The sequence below is a fragment of the Lentzea sp. NPDC054927 genome, from assembly GCF_053610285.1.
The window spans coordinates 16,324-32,594 of sequence record NZ_JBSGXZ010000016.1; the positions used below are offsets into that span (position 1 = coordinate 16,324).

10 protein-coding genes and 1 riboswitch are annotated in these 16,271 nt (G+C 68.3%); of the genes, 8 read left to right on the forward strand and 2 right to left on the reverse strand.

Features of this window, described 5'->3' with window-relative positions; genetic code table 11:
• Positions 1–40: 40 nt before the first annotated feature.
• A riboswitch (glycine riboswitch) is annotated at positions 41–133 on the reverse strand.
• Positions 134–282: 149 nt separating this feature from the next.
• The 3 genes from ACWGE0_RS22155 to ACWGE0_RS22165 all read left to right on the forward strand — a co-directional run bounded on the left by ACWGE0_RS22155 (position 283) and on the right by ACWGE0_RS22165 (position 5,964).
• The gene (locus ACWGE0_RS22155; protein ID WP_452262792.1) at positions 283–2,550 is read left to right on the forward strand and encodes an alpha-L-fucosidase; all 2,268 of its coding nucleotides are present in this window, start codon (positions 283–285) and stop codon (positions 2,548–2,550) included.
• A gap of 77 nt (positions 2,551–2,627) precedes the next feature.
• On the forward strand, positions 2,628–3,740 hold the full coding sequence (gene ald / locus ACWGE0_RS22160; RefSeq protein WP_452262793.1) for an alanine dehydrogenase: 1,113 nt from the start codon (positions 2,628–2,630) through the stop codon (positions 3,738–3,740).
• 130 nt (positions 3,741–3,870) lie between these two features.
• Positions 3,871–5,964, forward strand: coding sequence for an ATP-binding protein (locus ACWGE0_RS22165; protein ID WP_452262794.1), 2,094 nt, complete (start codon positions 3,871–3,873; stop codon positions 5,962–5,964).
• Here ACWGE0_RS22165 and ACWGE0_RS22170 read toward each other — a convergent pair.
• Complete coding sequence (locus ACWGE0_RS22170) at positions 5,936–6,616, reverse strand: TetR/AcrR family transcriptional regulator (protein WP_452262795.1); 681 nt, start codon at positions 6,614–6,616, stop codon at positions 5,936–5,938. The two genes, ACWGE0_RS22165 and ACWGE0_RS22170, sit on opposite strands and share 29 nt — an antisense overlap.
• Positions 6,617–6,626: 10 nt before the next feature.
• Positions 6,627–8,075, reverse strand: coding sequence for an MFS transporter (locus ACWGE0_RS22175; protein ID WP_452262796.1), 1,449 nt, complete (start codon positions 8,073–8,075; stop codon positions 6,627–6,629).
• A gap of 539 nt (positions 8,076–8,614) precedes the next feature.
• Between ACWGE0_RS22175 and ACWGE0_RS22180 the strand changes: the two genes are divergently transcribed.
• From ACWGE0_RS22180 to ACWGE0_RS22200, 5 genes are all read left to right on the forward strand, one after another.
• Positions 8,615–9,073: a hypothetical protein gene (locus ACWGE0_RS22180; protein WP_452262797.1), complete on the forward strand. Its 459-nt coding sequence runs from the start codon at positions 8,615–8,617 to the stop codon at positions 9,071–9,073.
• 22 nt (positions 9,074–9,095) lie between these two features.
• The gene (locus ACWGE0_RS22185; RefSeq protein ID WP_452262798.1) at positions 9,096–10,052 is read left to right on the forward strand and encodes an ABC transporter ATP-binding protein; all 957 of its coding nucleotides are present in this window, start codon (positions 9,096–9,098) and stop codon (positions 10,050–10,052) included.
• Positions 10,052–10,924 (forward strand): hypothetical protein, encoded by an 873-nt coding sequence (locus tag ACWGE0_RS22190; protein ID WP_452262799.1) that lies wholly within the window; start codon positions 10,052–10,054, stop codon positions 10,922–10,924. The genes ACWGE0_RS22185 and ACWGE0_RS22190 overlap by 1 nt, the downstream gene beginning before the upstream one ends.
• A 47-nt stretch (positions 10,925–10,971) precedes the next feature.
• Positions 10,972–14,685: an ABC transporter ATP-binding protein gene (locus ACWGE0_RS22195; protein WP_452262800.1), complete on the forward strand. Its 3,714-nt coding sequence runs from the start codon at positions 10,972–10,974 to the stop codon at positions 14,683–14,685.
• 707 nt (positions 14,686–15,392) lie between these two features.
• Entirely contained in the window at positions 15,393–16,244 is an 852-nt protein-coding gene (locus ACWGE0_RS22200) for a hypothetical protein (protein ID WP_452262801.1), read from the forward strand.
• The last annotated feature ends 27 nt before the right edge of the window (positions 16,245–16,271 follow it).

Sequence of the window (16,271 nt, forward strand, 5' to 3'; positions counted from 1 at the left end):
GGTCAGGAAACATGCGTCCCCCTCCGCCGTGCAGAGTTGCCTACCCCGAGCGGTCTTGCTGCCTGAGAGTGTGCGGGAGCTTGCCCCTTCGGCGCCCCGACCTGATCGTCGAGGTCTCTCCCACTCGGGTTTCGGCGCCCAGTGATCAACACTTCGCGCCACGGCCGGTCTTCAGTTCTCGACCGCGAACGCTATGTGCGGCCCCCGCCAAGTGTCAACGCGAGATGGTTGACATTGGGGAGAGCGCTGCCAGGGTGAGGTCAGGCAGACATCGGAGGTCTCATGCGGAAGCCGTTCATCGTCGCCTTGCTCGCCTCACTGGTGCTCACCCCTGTTCCCGCTGCCACCGCGGCAGAGGCACCAGCTCCTGTCACAGTCCCCATCGGCCACCTCTTCGACAACGACGGCATCGACACCGCGTCGGACCGGACCGGCAGCTTCGACGGTTCCGGCTACGCGTTCCCGGCGGAGGCGCTGCCGTCCGGGCAGGTCACGGCCGATGGCGTGCCGTACCTCTTCCCGGGAAATTCACAGGCCAAGAACAACGCGGTGGCTCTCGGACAGCGGATCGAGCTCCCGCGCGGCCGCTATCTGACCGCGCACTTCCTCGTGGCGTCCTCGTACAGAGCGGCCGGAGGGACCGCGACCGTGCACTACGCGGACGGATCTTCAACAACCGGTTCGATCACCGGACCTGACTGGTACTCGGGCAGTGGTCCGATCTCCGCGCCGTTCCGGTACTCCCCCGGCGGCACCGACCAGCACCCCGTGTCGATCGGGACCGCCCAGCTCTGGGCAGATCCCCAGAAGGAGGCCGTCGGCATCACGCTGCCGGTGACGAACCCGGCCGTCGAGGGCAAGTCCTCGCTGCACGTGTTCGCGCTGTCTCTGCAACCGGCGGGCAAGGGCGCGGTGCTCGCCGTCCGGTCCGCCCGCAGCACGCCCAAGCTGCCGCGGCTGGGTGGCCAGACGATCGAGGCCACCGTCGTGAACCTCGGTGACCAGTGGGTTTCCAACGTCTCGGTGCGCGCGGAAGGGCTCGGCGTGGTGACGTTGCAGCCAGCTGTCGTGCGCCGGCTCGCGCCCGGCGAAGAGGCACGGGTGCGGATCGGGATCCACGCCTACCGGACCGGCATGTTCGACGGGAAGGTCATCGCGACGTCCGGACGCGTTTCGGCATCCCAGAACGCCAAGTTCTCGTTGGGTGTGGCGGACTACCAGGCGACCGACGCGTCGTTGGGCACGCACGAGTCGCCGTACTGGTTCGACGACGCCAAGTTCGGCATCTTCATCCACTGGGGCCTCTACTCGGTGCCCGCGTGGTCGCCGCCGGGCGAGCAGTACGCGGAGTGGTACTGGCAGTGGATGCAGGACCCGAACAACGCCGTGAACCCGTACCACGCGGCGACGTTCGGGAAGAACTTCTCGTACGACCAGTTCATCCCGCAGTTCACCGCCTCGAAGTTCGACCCGAAGGACTGGGTGAAGCTCTTCGAGGAGGCCGGCGCCAAGTACTACGTGCTGACCTCGAAGCACCACGAGGGTTTCGCGCTGTGGGACTCGAAGGTGTCCGGTCGCGACTCCGTTGACCTGGGACCGAAGCGCGACCTGGTCAAGGAGCTCTTCGACGCGTCGCGGAAGTACACGCCGGGGCTCAAGAACGGGCTCTACTTCTCGATGCCGGAGTGGTTCAACCCCGACAACCCGTGGTCGGGTCACGGGCCGCGCAATCCTTGGAGCGGCGCCGCCGAGCCGTACACCGGCTACCAGGCCGGACGGGACTTCGTGCGCGACTACCAGGCGCCGCAGATGACCGAGCTGGTCGACGGGTACGACCCGGACGTCATCTGGTGCGACATCGGCGGCGCGAACGACTCGCGGCGGGTACTGGCCGACTACTTCAACAAGGCCAAGAACCGGGCCAAGCCCAAGGACGTGACGGTCGACGACAGGTGCGGCATCCCGACCCACGACTACACGACGCCCGAGTACGCGACGTACCCGAACACCGTGGTGAAGAAGTGGGAGGCCTCGCGCGGCCTCGACCCGCGTTCGTACGGGTGGAACCGGGCGACGCCGGACTCGATGTACATGACCGCGGACGAGGTGATCGACACGCTGGTCGACACGACGTCCAAGAACGGCAACTTCCTGCTGGACATCGGCCCGCGAGCGGACGGCTCGATCCCGGAGATCATGCAGCAGCGCCTGCGCGAGACCGGGTCGTGGCTGAAGACCAACGGCGAGTCGATCTACGGCACGACGTACTGGTCGCGGATGGCCCAGCTGGGTTCGCTGCGGTTCACGGTGAAGCCGAACGAGGCGTTCTACATCACCTCGTTGGCCCAGCCGGGGTCACAGCTCGTGGTCGACGCCCCGGTGCCGCTCAAGGACGGAGACAAGATCACGTTGCTGGGTCATGACAGGCCCCTGAAATGGACCCGATCGAGTGGAAAACTGGTGGTCGACGTGCCTCAGGGCGTCGGCCAGCACGCATGGGTGTTCAAGGTGGCTTTGTCCTTACAGAACAACCAGACAGTGACCGGATAGTGCGATCCGCACGGTGACATGACCTTCGGACTGCTCCACATTGTGAGACAGAGGCCAGCCCGAACGGAGGAGTCATCGTGCGGATCGCAGTTCCCCGCGAGATCAAGAACCACGAGTACCGCGTCGCTCTCACCCCGGCCGGTGCCCACGAACTGACCAGCCGCGGCCACGACGTCTTCGTCGAGCAGGGCGCAGGCCTCGGTTCCGCCATCACCGACGAGGAGTACCTCGCCGCGGGCGCCAAGATCCTCGCTTCCGCCGACGACGTCTGGGCCGAGGGCGACATGGTCCTCAAGGTCAAGGAGCCCATCGCGGCGGAGTACCCCCGCCTGCGCGCCGGCCAGACCCTCTTCACGTACCTGCACCTCGCCGCCGACAAGCCGCTGACCGAGGCCCTGCTGGCCTCCGGCACCACGGCCATCGCCTACGAGACCGTGCAGCTCCCGAACCGTTCGCTGCCGCTGCTCGCCCCGATGTCCGAGGTCGCGGGCCGCCTCGCCCCGCAGGTCGGCGCGTTCTCGCTGATGAAGCCCTCCGGCGGCCGCGGCGTGCTGCCCGGCGGCGTCCCCGGCGTCGCCCCGGCCCGCGTGGTCGTGATCGGCGGCGGCGTGGCGGGCATCAACGCCGCGACGATCGCCGTCGGCATGGGCGCGGACGTGCAGATCCTCGACACCAACGTCGACCGCCTGCGCCAGATCGACGCCCAGTTCCAGGGCCGTCTGCGCACGCTGGCCTCGAACTCCTTCGCCATCGAGCAGGCCGTCCGCGAGGCCGACCTGGTCATCGGCGCCGTGCTCGTCCCCGGTGCCGCGGCCCCGAAGCTGGTCTCCAACTCCCTCGTCTCCGAGATGAAGCCGGGCTCGGTGCTCGTCGACATCGCGATCGACCAGGGCGGCTGCTTCGAGGACTCGCGTCCCACCACGCACGCCGAGCCGACCTACGAGGTCCACAACTCGGTCTTCTACTGCGTGGCGAACATGCCGGGCGCCGTCCCGCGCACCTCGACCTACGCGCTGACCAACGTGACGCTGCCCTACGCGGTCGCGCTGGCCGACAAGGGCTGGTCGCAGGCGCTGAAGGACGACCGTTCGCTCGCCCTGGGCCTCAACGCCCACGCCGGCCAGCTGACCAACGGCCCGGTGGCCGAGGCGACCGGCCTCGTGCACACGCCGCTGGAGAGCGTCATCTAAGGCCAACTGAATGAATGAGGCCCCCGCACGCGATCATCGCTGCGGGGGTTTCGCCTATCCAGCAGCCGAACAGGTGACCGGCCTCCGTTCCGCCACGATCTCGCTGCTGTCAACCGCATCATCTACCGCCATGTCAGGTGACTCGACGCGCAACGTCGTCCACGGTGATGCCGGCATGGTGGTTCAGGCAGGCTCCGTCCACCTAAACCCGCAGCCGTTTCGAACGACCCCACAGCAGCTGCCACCGGACGTCGCCCACTTCACCGGACGCACCACAGAACTTGACGTCCTCGACGTGCTGATGTCCGGCAACACCCGCCCAGTGATCATCTCGGCGATTGCGGGCGTGGGCGGCGTGGGAAAGACAGCAGTGGCAGTGCACTGGGCGCACCGCGTGCGCGACCGATTTCCCGATGGCCAGTTGTACGTGAACCTGCGCGGTTTCTCACCGCAGCCACCGCTCACGTCGACCGACGTGCTGACAGGTTTCCTAGCCGCGCTGGGAGTGTTCGGTGCGGCTGTACCGCGAGACACCGACGCCATGACCGGTCTCTACCGGTCGCTGCTCACAGACCGCCACATACTGGTACTGCTCGACAATGCGGCCACAGCGGAGCAGGTTCGCCCGCTGCTGCCCGGCTCGCCGACCTGTTTGGTTCTCGTGACCAGCCGGAACCGCCTTGCAGGCCTGGCAGCACGCGACGGCGCGCATCGAATCGTGCTGCGCGAGCTGCCACCACGCGACGCATTGGCGTTGGCACGAGACGTCATTGGCCCAATTCGTGCGGACGCCGAACCCGATGCCACCAACGACCTGGTGCAGCGGTGCGCCGGGTTGCCGCTCGCGCTCCGGATAGCGGCGGAACAGGTCGCCGACCGGCCTCACCGGTCCATCGCCGCGCTGGTGACGAACCTCGCCAACCGTCGGCTGGACACGCTCACGACCCAGGACGATGCGAGTGCCACGATCCGTTCGATCTTCGCCTGGTCTTACCTCGCTCTGCCCCCATCGGCCGCGCGGCTGTTCCGCCTGCTCAGCCTCCACCCCGGCCAGACGATCAGCACTCAGGCCGCCTCCGCGATGACCGGGATGCAGGCCCGGCCACTGCTGGATACGCTGACCAGCGGACACCTGATCACCGAAGTCGGTCCCGACCGCTTCCAGTTCCACGACCTGGTTCGAGACTTCGCCGCCGAGACCACACAGGCGTGTGACACCGCCGAGGACCGTGCGGAGTGCGTCCGGCTGCTGCTCAGCTGGTATCTGCACACCGCTGACGTCGCGAGATTGACCATTTACCCCCACCATGGACGAGCGCGCTTGGAGTACCACCAGCTACAGGGCGTCGAGCCGGAGCCGTTCAGCTCTCGAAGTTCCGCGGTTGAGTGGTACCGGCAAGAGCACGTAAACCTTCGATCCGTGCTCGATCACGCCTCGCAACACGGCCACACGCTTATATCGGCCCTTCTACCCATATGCCTGGCGACCCACTACATCCGCCACGGTCAGTGGGCGGCCGATGCCGAGGCATGTGCGATTGGTCTGGAGAACGCCCAGCGGCTCGGCGACAGGCAGGTCGAACTGGTGAGCCTCAGCGCGTTTGTGGACGCCTTGTTGCGCGCGAACCGGCTTGATGAGTCGATTCAACACGCCAAACGAATGAAGAACCTCGCACAACGGCTGGGAAATCAACGCCACGTAGCTGTCTCCCACCACGTGGTAGGACTGGCGCTTCAGCAACTGGACGATCTTGAGGAGGCGGCTGGACACTTCCAGCAGGCGCTAACGCTCTATCGTGAACTGCACGTCCAGCGCGGCGAGGCGATCATGCTGGGCGAGCTTGGACGCATCTATCACCGCCAAGGACGGTTCGACGATGCGCGAGCTCACCTGCACGAGTCGCTCAGCATCTGCCGCTCCTCGGGAAACTCATGGAACGAAGCGCTCTTCCTTCGTTACCTCGCACAACTTGAGGCTGACTTCGGCGAGTTCGATCAGGCAGACGAGCACTTCGTGAGCGCTGCCAGAATTTATGACGAATGCGAGGATGACTACCAGACCGCCCGCACGTTGCAGCTTCTTGGCGACGCCCTGAGCAGTCGGGGCGCAGATGACCGAGCGACCCAAGCTTGGAGCGAGGCTCTCTCGATCTACGAGCGCATTCACGCGCCGGAAGCCGAGGCGCTGCGTTCAGCTATCTCAGCGCCACGACGCGGGCTTTGATGCCGTCGATCACGCAGTCCAGCCCGAACTCGAACTGCCGCTCCAGCGACCAGATCTCCTGCTCGTCCAGCATCGCGACGTAGTGGGGGTGCTTCTCCCGGTACATGTCCGCGATCTTCGCCAGGTCCGGCGGCGGCGAGTCCATCCCGCCCCGGCTGATGAAGTTCACCTCGGCGATCGCGTACCCGACGACGAAGCTCGACACCGTCGAGATCGACTGCGCCGCCACGGCCATCGACAGGCCCGCCCGGAGCATGGGTTCGAACATCGAGTCCGCCATCGCCACCGCGTTCGGCCCGATGCTGTTGAACTCACCGATACCCCGGACCCACCACGGGTGCTTGAGCGCGAGATGACGCAACGAGTGCATCATCCCGCGCACCGCGGTTTCCCACTCGTCGTCGGGGCCCGGCAGCTCGAACTCGCCGTAGACCTCGTCGAGGCACAGCTCGATCAACGCGTCCTTCGTCGGCACGTGCCAGTACAGCGACATCGGGGCCGCGCCGAGCTCCGCGGCCAGCTTGCGCATGGACAGCTTCTGCATGCCGTGCTCGTCCAGCACCTCCATCGCCTTGCGGACGATGGCCTCCCGGCTCAGGCCGAGGGGCTGCCCGCTGCTGGGCCTGGGCTTGCCGAACCACACGCTGTCCACAGCAGCGATCCTAAGCACGCCGCAACAGCACGCTGGCCACAACACCTCCCAGGAACACGGCGATCGCACCGATCACGAGGCTCACGCTCATGCCGTTGGAGAACGCCTCGCGCACGACCGTGATGTCCGCACCGCTGTGCAGCGCCTCGCTCAGTGATCGCCCCGGAACGCCGTCCGGCAACGAGGCCACGAACCGTGCCGACAACAGTGCGCCGAGCACCGCGATGCCGAACGAGGAACCCAGCTCCGTCAGCGTGCCCGACAGCCCGGACGCGATGCCGGCGCGTTCCGGCGGGATCGACCCCATCAGCGCGTTGACCGCAACCGGTTGTGCCACACCGACACCCACGCCGATGAGGATCAGCCCGGCCAGCGTGGGCGGGTAGGTCGTGCCGATCGACAGCAACGCCACGCCGCCCGCGACGATCGTCATGCCGAGCAGCATCGCCCTGCCCGCACCGAGCTTCATCACGAGCTGTCCCAACGTGTTGCTGGTGACGAGCAACGCGATCGCCATCGGCGCCACGCGCACACCCGCTTCCAACGGGCTGTAGCCGAGCACGCCCTGGAGGTGTTGTGTCAGCAGGAAGAGCGAGCCCGCCATGCCGAACGCCGCCAGCACGCCCGACGCCACCGCGCCGGTGAAACGGCGGTTCTTGAAGAACCCGAGATCGAGCATCGGATCGGCGGTGTGCCGTTCCCACAACGCGAATCCGGTCATCGTCACCACCCCGAGCGCCACCGGCACGCCGAACTCGAGCGAACCGAAACCGTGTTCCGGCACCTCGATCACCGCGTACACGATCGACACCATGCCGATGATCGACAGGATCGAGCCGAGCACGTCCGGCTTGCGCACGGTCGGATCCTTGGACTCCGGCACCAGCATCGCGACGGCCGCGATCGCGAGGATCGCCACCGGCACGTTGATCAGGAACACCGAGCCCCACCAGAAGTGCTTGATCAGCGCGCCACCGATCACCGGCCCCGCCGCGAAGCCCAGGCTCGTGACGGCGGCCCAGATGCCGATGGCCTTGGGGCGTTCCTTGTCGTCGAACAACTGCATGAGCACGGCCAGCGTGCCTGGCATCAGCACCGCGGCACCGATGCCCATGAAGCCGCGGGCCGCGATCAACGCCTCGGACGAACCCGCGTAGGCCGCCACCGCGCTTCCCGTGCCGAACAGTGCGAGACCGGCCAGAAGTGCGCGCTTGCGGCCGAACCTGTCGCTGAGCGAACCGGTCGTGAGCAGCAAACCCGCCAGCGCCAGCGAATACGCGTTGATCATCCACTGGATGTCCGCGGTGCTGGCCCCCAGGCCGGTGGAGATCGACGGGATCGCCACGTTCAGCACGGTGTTGTCCAGCACCACGACCATCACGGACAGACAGAGCACGCCGAGCACGGCCCAGCGCTGGGGGTGCGGCTGCACCCCGACCTTCTCGGTCGTCGAAGTCATCGTTCCTCCCCCTTACGGTGTACGAGGAACTTACAGCGTACGAGACCGCAGGGCGCAAGAGGATTTCGCGCAGAGCGATGCGCCGGTACGTGCTGGGGGAAGTGGGGAAATTAAAGGGCGGCCGCGCTCAACCAGCCTGGGGGTCACTGGGAGCGGGGCCGCCGTCACCAAATATAGCGGGCCCACGGCGGCCGCGCCCAGCACCCCCACACAAACGCGACCCAAAAGTTTCCCCGAGTGGACCACTGCCCCTGCCGGACCGGTCCAGCAAACGAGTGAATTCCCCCGCGTGCGGTGCGGCGAGCAGGGCCTACGGCCGATGAAGACGGAGTCGGGTGTCCCTCGAAGGGAGATTCCATGGCTGAACCACAGGGATGGATCCACTGCCACGACCCGTTCGGTCGGGACAGATCGATGACCGTTCTGGTCGAGAATGACCGAGTTCTACTCGTCACGCCGCCAGGCGAGACCGCTGTGATGTCCGCCACTCAGACGCGTCGGCTGGGCTCTTTGCTCGACCAGGCCACGGCGAAGATGTGATGGACCAGACCCTGCGCGACGCCGTGCTGCAGCGGTTGGCGCTGCTCGACAAGGTGGCGGAGCACGGTGAGGCCGAGGCGCTGGTTCCGCTGGCCCGCGCGGAGATCCACCGCCTGGCGGACGGCTGGCGGCTGTTGCTGACCGTGCACCAGCCCGACGAGGACGGCCGGTGCAAGGCGTGTCCTGGCTGGCTGCGGCGCCGCCGGTGGCCGTGCCAGATCTGGAACATGGCGCACCAGCACCTGATCGGCGAGGGACTGCCACACCGCGAGCGGCGCAGGCCGTTGCGCAACCCTTTCACCCGATCGGGCACGATCGACATTCCCGCCGAGACACCGGCCGAGATGACCACCGAGCTGCCGATCCTCAGCGGTGATCCACCGATCTTGACCGACGCGCCGCAGGTCGTGCACCGCGCGCCGGTCGTGTCTAGGCCGAAGCACGCATTGCCCGAGTGACGTTTCGGGCAGGATGGGCCGCATGCATGACGGCAGCGGCCTCATCGCGGTCCAGAACCTGACCAAGCAGTTCGGTTCTGTCACGGCCGTGCACAACCTGAGTTTCACCGTGTCACCCGGCAGCGTGACGGGCTTCCTCGGCCCGAACGGCGCCGGCAAGACGACGACCCTGCGAATGCTGCTGGGGCTCGTGAAACCGTCGAGCGGCACGGCGACGATCAACGGACGCCCGTTCGACCAGCTCGGCCAGCCCGGCCGCGTGGTGGGCGCGGTGCTGGAGGCGCAGGGGTTCCACCCCGCTCGCTCCGCCCGCAACCACCTGCGCGTGTACGCGGCGGCCATCGGCGTGCCGGACGCGCAGGCCGACCAGGTCCTCGGCCTGGTCGGCCTGGGCTCCGCGGCCGATCGCAAGGTGGGCGGGTTCTCGCTCGGCATGAAGCAGCGGCTGGCGCTGGCGACGGCGTTGCTCGGCGATCCGCAGGTGCTCGTGCTCGACGAACCGGCGAACGGCCTCGACCCCGAGGGCATCGCGTGGCTGCGCACGTTCCTGCAGTCGTACGCGCGCATGGGACGCACGGTGCTGATCTCCAGCCACCTGCTGGCAGAGGTCGAGCAGACCGTCGACCAGGTCGTGATCATTTCGCGCGGGCAGACGATGTTCTACGGGCCGTTGGACCAGTTGCGGCAGTCGCAGCAGAAACGCGTTCTCGTGCAGCCGTCGGACATCAACGCTCTCGCGACCGCTTTGCGCGCTGACGGCGTGCAGACGATCGAGCAGCTGCCCGACGGCAGGCTGGCGGTGTCCGGTGTGGACTCCAAGTACGTGGCGGACTGCGCGTTGAAGGCCGGCGTGTCGATCTACGGCATCCAGGAGGAGCAGGTCGACCTCGAGCGGCTGTTCTTCCAGCTCACCAGCGGCCAGTACGCCGGCTACGCGCCGGCGCCGTATCAGCAGCAACAGCAGGGTGGTTGGGCCTGATGGGCAACCTCGTACAGGCGGAGCTCCGCAAGACGACGACGACCGGGCTCTGGTGGGGTCTGCTGATCCCGACCGCGGTGCTGGCGCTCGGCTGGGGACTCGCGACCGGTCTGCTGGGGCAGTTCTTCGTGGACTTCGCGTCGACCAGCGAGGTCGACGACGTGTCGAACTTCCTCGGGGTGTCGCCGGACCAGTGGAAGGTCTCGCTGTTCGGCATGGCGCGGGCGATCAACATCTCCACGATCTTCCCGATGGTCTTCGGTGCGATGGCGATCTCCGGTGAGATCAGCCGCAGGACGATCACGACGACGTTCCTGACCGCGCCGTCGCGGATGCAGTCGATGCTGGCGAAGATGCTGGTCTACGTCCTGTGGGGCGCGATCTACGGCCTCGTGATCATGGCGTTCGTCAGCATCGGGGTCGTCTTCACCAGCGAGTCCGGGCAGCTGCCGGACGCCGGTGGCTGGGCGATGCTGACGCTGGTCTGCGTGCTGTCGTCGATCCTGATGACGATGTTCGGCGTCGGCGTGGGCGCGCTGATCCCGAACGTGGCAGGAGCGATCGTGCTCCTGCTGCTGTACTTCCTGGTGATCGAGAACGTGCTGCACGGCGTGCTCGCGTACCTCGAGGTGCCGGCGGTGATCGGCTTCCTGCCGAACGGATCGATCAACGGGCTGACCGGGTCGGTCGCGGTCGACCTGTTCCTGTCCACAGCGGGTGTGGTGCCGCCGGAGATCGAGGACGTGCTGCGTGCGATCGCCGGTGCCGGTGGGGCGCTGGACTGGTGGTGGTCGGGCCTGGTGTTCCTCGCCTGGTCCGGGATCGTGTTCGCGGGCGGCTGGGCGGCCACGCAGTCCAAGGACATCACCTGACCTGCGGTAACTGACGTCACGAATTTGTGTCGGACCCCGAACGTAATGTGGGTCCCGTGACAAAGGGCTGGATCCGCCGACTGACCGCAGCGTGCTGGCAGCACCCCCGACTGGTGGTGCTGTCGCTGATCGCCGCGGTCGTCGGCGTGGGTCTGCAGGCGGCGGGGCCGTTGCTGCTCAAGACGGCGATCGACGACTCGACGGTGGGTCGCACGGATCGGTTGTGGCCGTTGATGGTCGCGCTGGTCGTGCTGGAGCTGCTCACGTTCGGGTCCGCGTTCTTACGTCGTTATCTGGGCGGGCGGCTGGCGCTCGGCGTGCAGCACGATCTGCGGCTCGGGGTGTTCTCCGCGGTGCAGCGGCTCGACGGCGCCAAGCAGGACGAGATGCGCACCGGGCAGATCGTGTCGCGCTCGATCACCGACCTGCAGCTGGTGCAGTCGCTGCTGATGATGGCGCCGCTCGCGGTCGGCACGGTGGTGTTCGCGGTGGCCGCCCTGGCCGCGATGATCTACCTCTCGGTGCCGCTGACGATCATCGCGATCATCGTGCTGCCGCTGGTGGCGTGGCTGGCCGGGCGCACCCGGCTGACGTTGTTCCCCGCCACGTGGTCCGCGCAGCAACGGGCCGCCGATCTCGCGCAGCACGTCGAGGAGACCGTCACCGGTGTCCGCGTGGTGAAGGGCTTCGGCCAGGAGGCTCGCGAGGTGGCGCGGCTGGAGAAGCACGCCAAATCGCTGTTCGCGGAACGGATGCGGGCCGCCCGGCTGTCGTCGAAGCCGCTGGCGACCGTCACGGCGCTGCCGTTGCTCGGCCAGGTCGCGGTGCTGGGGCTGGGCGGCTGGCTGGCGTTGCACGGGCAGGTCACGCTGGGCACGTTCCTGGCGTTCACGACCTACGTGGCGAACCTCGTCGGCCCGACCAGGTTGTTGTCGAGCCTGATGGTGTCCGCGCAGCTGGCACGCGCCGGTGTGGAGCGGGTCTACGAGCTGATCGACTCGCAGCCGGACGTGACGGACGGGCCCGGTGAGGTTCCTTCCGGGCCGCTGGGGATCTCGTTCTCGGACGTGACGTTCGGGTACACCCGCAGCGAACCGGTCCTGCAGGACTTCTCGATCTCCGTCGAACCGGGCGAGACGCTGGCGCTGGTCGGCACCTCCGGGTCCGGCAAGTCGACGGTTTCCCTGCTGCTGCCCCGTTTCTACGACGTGCACTCCGGTGCCGTGCGTCTCGGCGGTGCGGATGTGCGCACGTTGCGGCTGGAGTCGTTGCGCGGCGCGGTGGGTGTCGTGTTCGAGGAGGCGTTCCTCTTCTCCGACACGGTGTACTCGAACATCGCGTACGGCATGCCCGACGCGTCCCGTGCCGAGGTCGAGCGCGCCGCGAAGGCCGCGGAGGCCCACGACTTCATCGAGGCCTTACCGCTCGGCTACGACACGGTGGTCGGTGAACGCGGCCTGACGCTCTCCGGCGGCCAACGCCAGCGCGTGGCCCTCGCCCGCGCGCTGCTGTCCGACCCGCGTGTGCTGGTGCTGGACGACGCGACGTCCGCCGTGGACAACGCGACCGAGGCCGCGATCCACGCGACCCTCGCCTCGGTGACGGCCAACCGCACGACGCTGCTGGTGGCCCACAGACGTTCGACGTTGTCCCTGGCCGACCGGATCGCGGTGCTGGACGCGGGCCGCGTGGTCGACATCGGCACCCACGCCGAACTGACCTCGCGCTGTGCCCTCTACCGCGACCTGCTGGCGGGTCCCGACGAGGCGATCGAGTCCACCGCGCCGGTGGTGTCCGGCGAGCTGTGGCCGGCGCTGTCGCAGGAAGACCTCGACCAGCGCCTGATCGACGACGCCAGGACCACGGCACCCGCCGCGGCCGGCCGCCGGGGAGGCGGAGGTGGCGGCGCGGGAGGGGGCATGGCCGCGCTGGCCGGTGGCCCGCCGACGCCCGAACTACTGGCCCAGGTGCGGTCGCTGCCGCCGGCCACCGAAGTCCCGGTGCTGCACGGCGAAGACCCGCGCGCGCCCGATCCCGCCTTCCGCCTGGCCCGCCTGCTGCGCCCGGTCCGCTGGGCGCTCGCCGCCGTGGCCGCGCTGGTGGTGCTGGACGCGTTGGTGGGCATGGGCCTGCCCGCGCTGGTGCGCTTCGGCATCGACGGCGGCGTCACGCAAGGCGCGCAGTCCGCGTTGTGGCAGGCGGTCGTGCTGGGCATCGGTCTGGTGCTGGTCGGCTGGCTGACCACGGCGGGCAGCACCGTGTTCGCCGCGCGCCTGGGCGAACGCCTGCTGTACCTGCTCCGCGTCCGCAGCTACGCGCACCTGCAACGCCTCGGCCTCGACTACTACGAGCGCGAGATGGCCGGCCGCATCATGACGAGGATGACGACGGACGTCGACGCTCTCTCGACGTTCCTGCAGACCGGCCTCGTCACCGCCGTGATCAGCCTGGTCACCGTCGTGGGCATCACCGCGGCCCTGGTGTTCACCGACGCCTCGCTGGCCCTGATCGCCCTCGCCGTGGTCCCGTTCCTGGTGATCGCGACGGTGATCTTCCAGCGCCTTTCCTCGACCGCGTACGCCGAAGCCCGCGAACGCGTCAGCGCCGTGAACGCCGACCTCCAAGAGAACGTCTCCGGCCTGCGCGTGTCCCAGGCCTACACCCGCGAACGCCACTCCGCCGAGGCCTTCGCCGAACGCTCCGACGCCTACCGCGTCACCCGGCTGCGCGCCCAGCGCTACATCGCCACCTACTTCCCGTTCGTGGCAATGCTCTCCGGCGTCGCCCAGGCCGTGGTCCTGGCCGTAGGCGCCCACCGCGTGGCCGAAGGCACCCTGACCCCCGGCATCCTGCTGGCCTTCCTGCTGTACCTGGGCCTGTTCTTCAGCCCGATCCAGCAGCTGTCCGGCGTCTTCGACGGCTACCAGCAGGCCCGCGTGGGCCTGCGCCGCATCGGCGACCTGCTCCGCACGCCGAGCTCGGTAGAACCCCCGTCGACACCGGTTCCAGTCCCACCCCGCCTGCGCGGCGAGGTGTCGCTGCAGAACGTCTCCTTCACCTACGCCGGCGCCGACGAACCGGCCCTGGCCAACGTGACCCTGCACGTCCCCCCAGGCGAAACCGTCGCCCTGGTTGGCGAAACCGGCGCGGGCAAGTCAACGCTCGTCAAGCTGATCGCCCGCTTCTACGACGCCACCGAAGGCACCGTCCTCGTCGACGGCGTGGACGTCCGCACCTACGACCTCTCCGCCTACCGCCAACGCCTGGGCGTGGTCCCCCAGGAGGCCCACCTCTTCGGCGGCGACCTGGCCGACAACGTCGCCTACGGCCGCCCCACCGCCACAGAATCCGAAATCCAGCACGCCGTGGAAGCCGTAGGCGCCCTCCCCATGGTCGCCTCCCTGCCCAACGGCTTCCGCCAACCCGTGGGCGAACGCGGCAACCACCTCTCAGCCGGCCAACGCCAACTCGTGGCCCTGGCCCGCGCTGAACTCGTCAAACCAGACCTCCTCCTCCTGGACGAGGCCACCGCCGCCCTGGACCCGTCAACCGAGTCCGCCGTCCTGGCCGCCAGCGACCACCTGACCGGCGCCCGAACCACCTTCGTGGTGGCCCACCGCCTGGCCACGGCCGCCCGAGCCGACCGTATCGTCGTCCTGGCAAACGGCCGCATCGCCGAGCAGGGCACCCACGCCGAACTCCTGGCAGCCGACGGCGCCTACGCCCGCCTGTGGCGCCACGGCACAGCCGAAGCCGCCTGACCCAGCCCCGTTCCTCAGCCCGTCTCCGCCAGCCCCTCCCTCAGCCCGCCCACCCTCAGCCCGCTCCCGCACCCAGCCCCGGCTCCTTGCCGCCCCCGGCCCCGTCGCCCGCCCTGTCGCCAGTCTGCGGACTCCAGCCCCGTCGCCAGGCTCCGGCTCCGGCTGCGGGCTCCGGGCCCACGAGCTGCGGGACTGCGAGCTGCGGGACTGCGGACCGCGGGACTGCGGCTGCGGCTGCTGGCCGCGGGGCCGCGGGACTGCCGGACCTGCCGGACTGCCGGACTGCCGGACTGCGGACCGTCCCAAGCCCTCGTCCTCATCTCCATCCCCCGGCACCGCCAGCACGCTCCGTGCTCCTCACCCACCACCAAACCCGTGGCTTCTCGAGCCACGCCCCGTCCTCGCCACCCGCCCCCAGACCTGTGCCACCAGCGCGCCCCGTCCTCCCCACCGCCACCGGACCCGTGGCCCAGCGCCCCCCGTCCTCCCCACCGCCACCGGACCCGTGGCCCAGCGCGCCCCGTCCTCCCCACCGCCACCGGACGCGTGACCCAACACGCCCTGCCCTCCATCCCCCGGCACGCGCCAGCACGCTCCGCCCTCCACGCCCACCGCCAAGCCCGTGGCCCCCGCCACGAACCCTCGTGCCCGGCACCGCCCATGACGTACAAACCAACTCCCAGACCAGCCAGGTCAAGGAGTTCCCGATGCCGACCCGCCCCAGCGTCCTGTACGTCTCCGACCTCTCCTACCCTGCGCGAGGCCGGCGCTACTGCGACGAGGACATCTACCTGACGTCGAAGCTGCGGGCCGAGTTCGACCTGGCCGTCTGTCATCCTGAGGACGCCGCGGCCCTGATGAGCGGCTTCGACACGGTGGTCGTGCGGAACAGCGGGCCGGTGATCGACTACCCCGAGGCCTATGCCCGCTTCCGCGAGCAGGCGAAGGCCGCCGGGCAGCGCGTTTACAACCCGCTCACCGGCAAGGCCGACATGGCGGGCAAGCAGTACCTGATCGATCTGACCGAGCAGGGGTACCCGGTCATCCCCACGATCGACGACGCAGCCCACCTGGACCGGCTTCCGCGGGCCGACGAGTACGTCGTGAAGCCAAAGGCCGGGGCCGACTCGCACGGGCTCGAGTTCGTGGCCGGGAACGATCTCGCGGACAACCTCGCAGACAAAGCCCGCGACAAAAGCCGCGACGAAGAAGACGTCCTGATCCAACCCAAGATCGATTTCCGGTACGAGGTGTCGTTCTACTTCGTGGACCACGAGTTCCAGTACGCGTTGAACGCGCCGGATCCCGCGCAACGCTGGGAACTCGCCCTGTACGAACCCAGCACCGAAGATCTGGAATTCGCGCGGAAGTTCATCGGCTGGAACGACCTCGGGCACGGGATCCAGCGCGTCGACGGGTGTCGTACGCAGGGCGGGGAGCTGCTGCTGGTCGAGTTGGAGGACCTGAACCCGTACCTGTCGCTGGACCGCACCACGGACCGGATCAGGGAGGACTTCGTGAAGGCGATGTCGAGTTCGATCCGGCGTTCGCTCGGCTGACAAGATCGGCTGACAAGATCAGTCCGC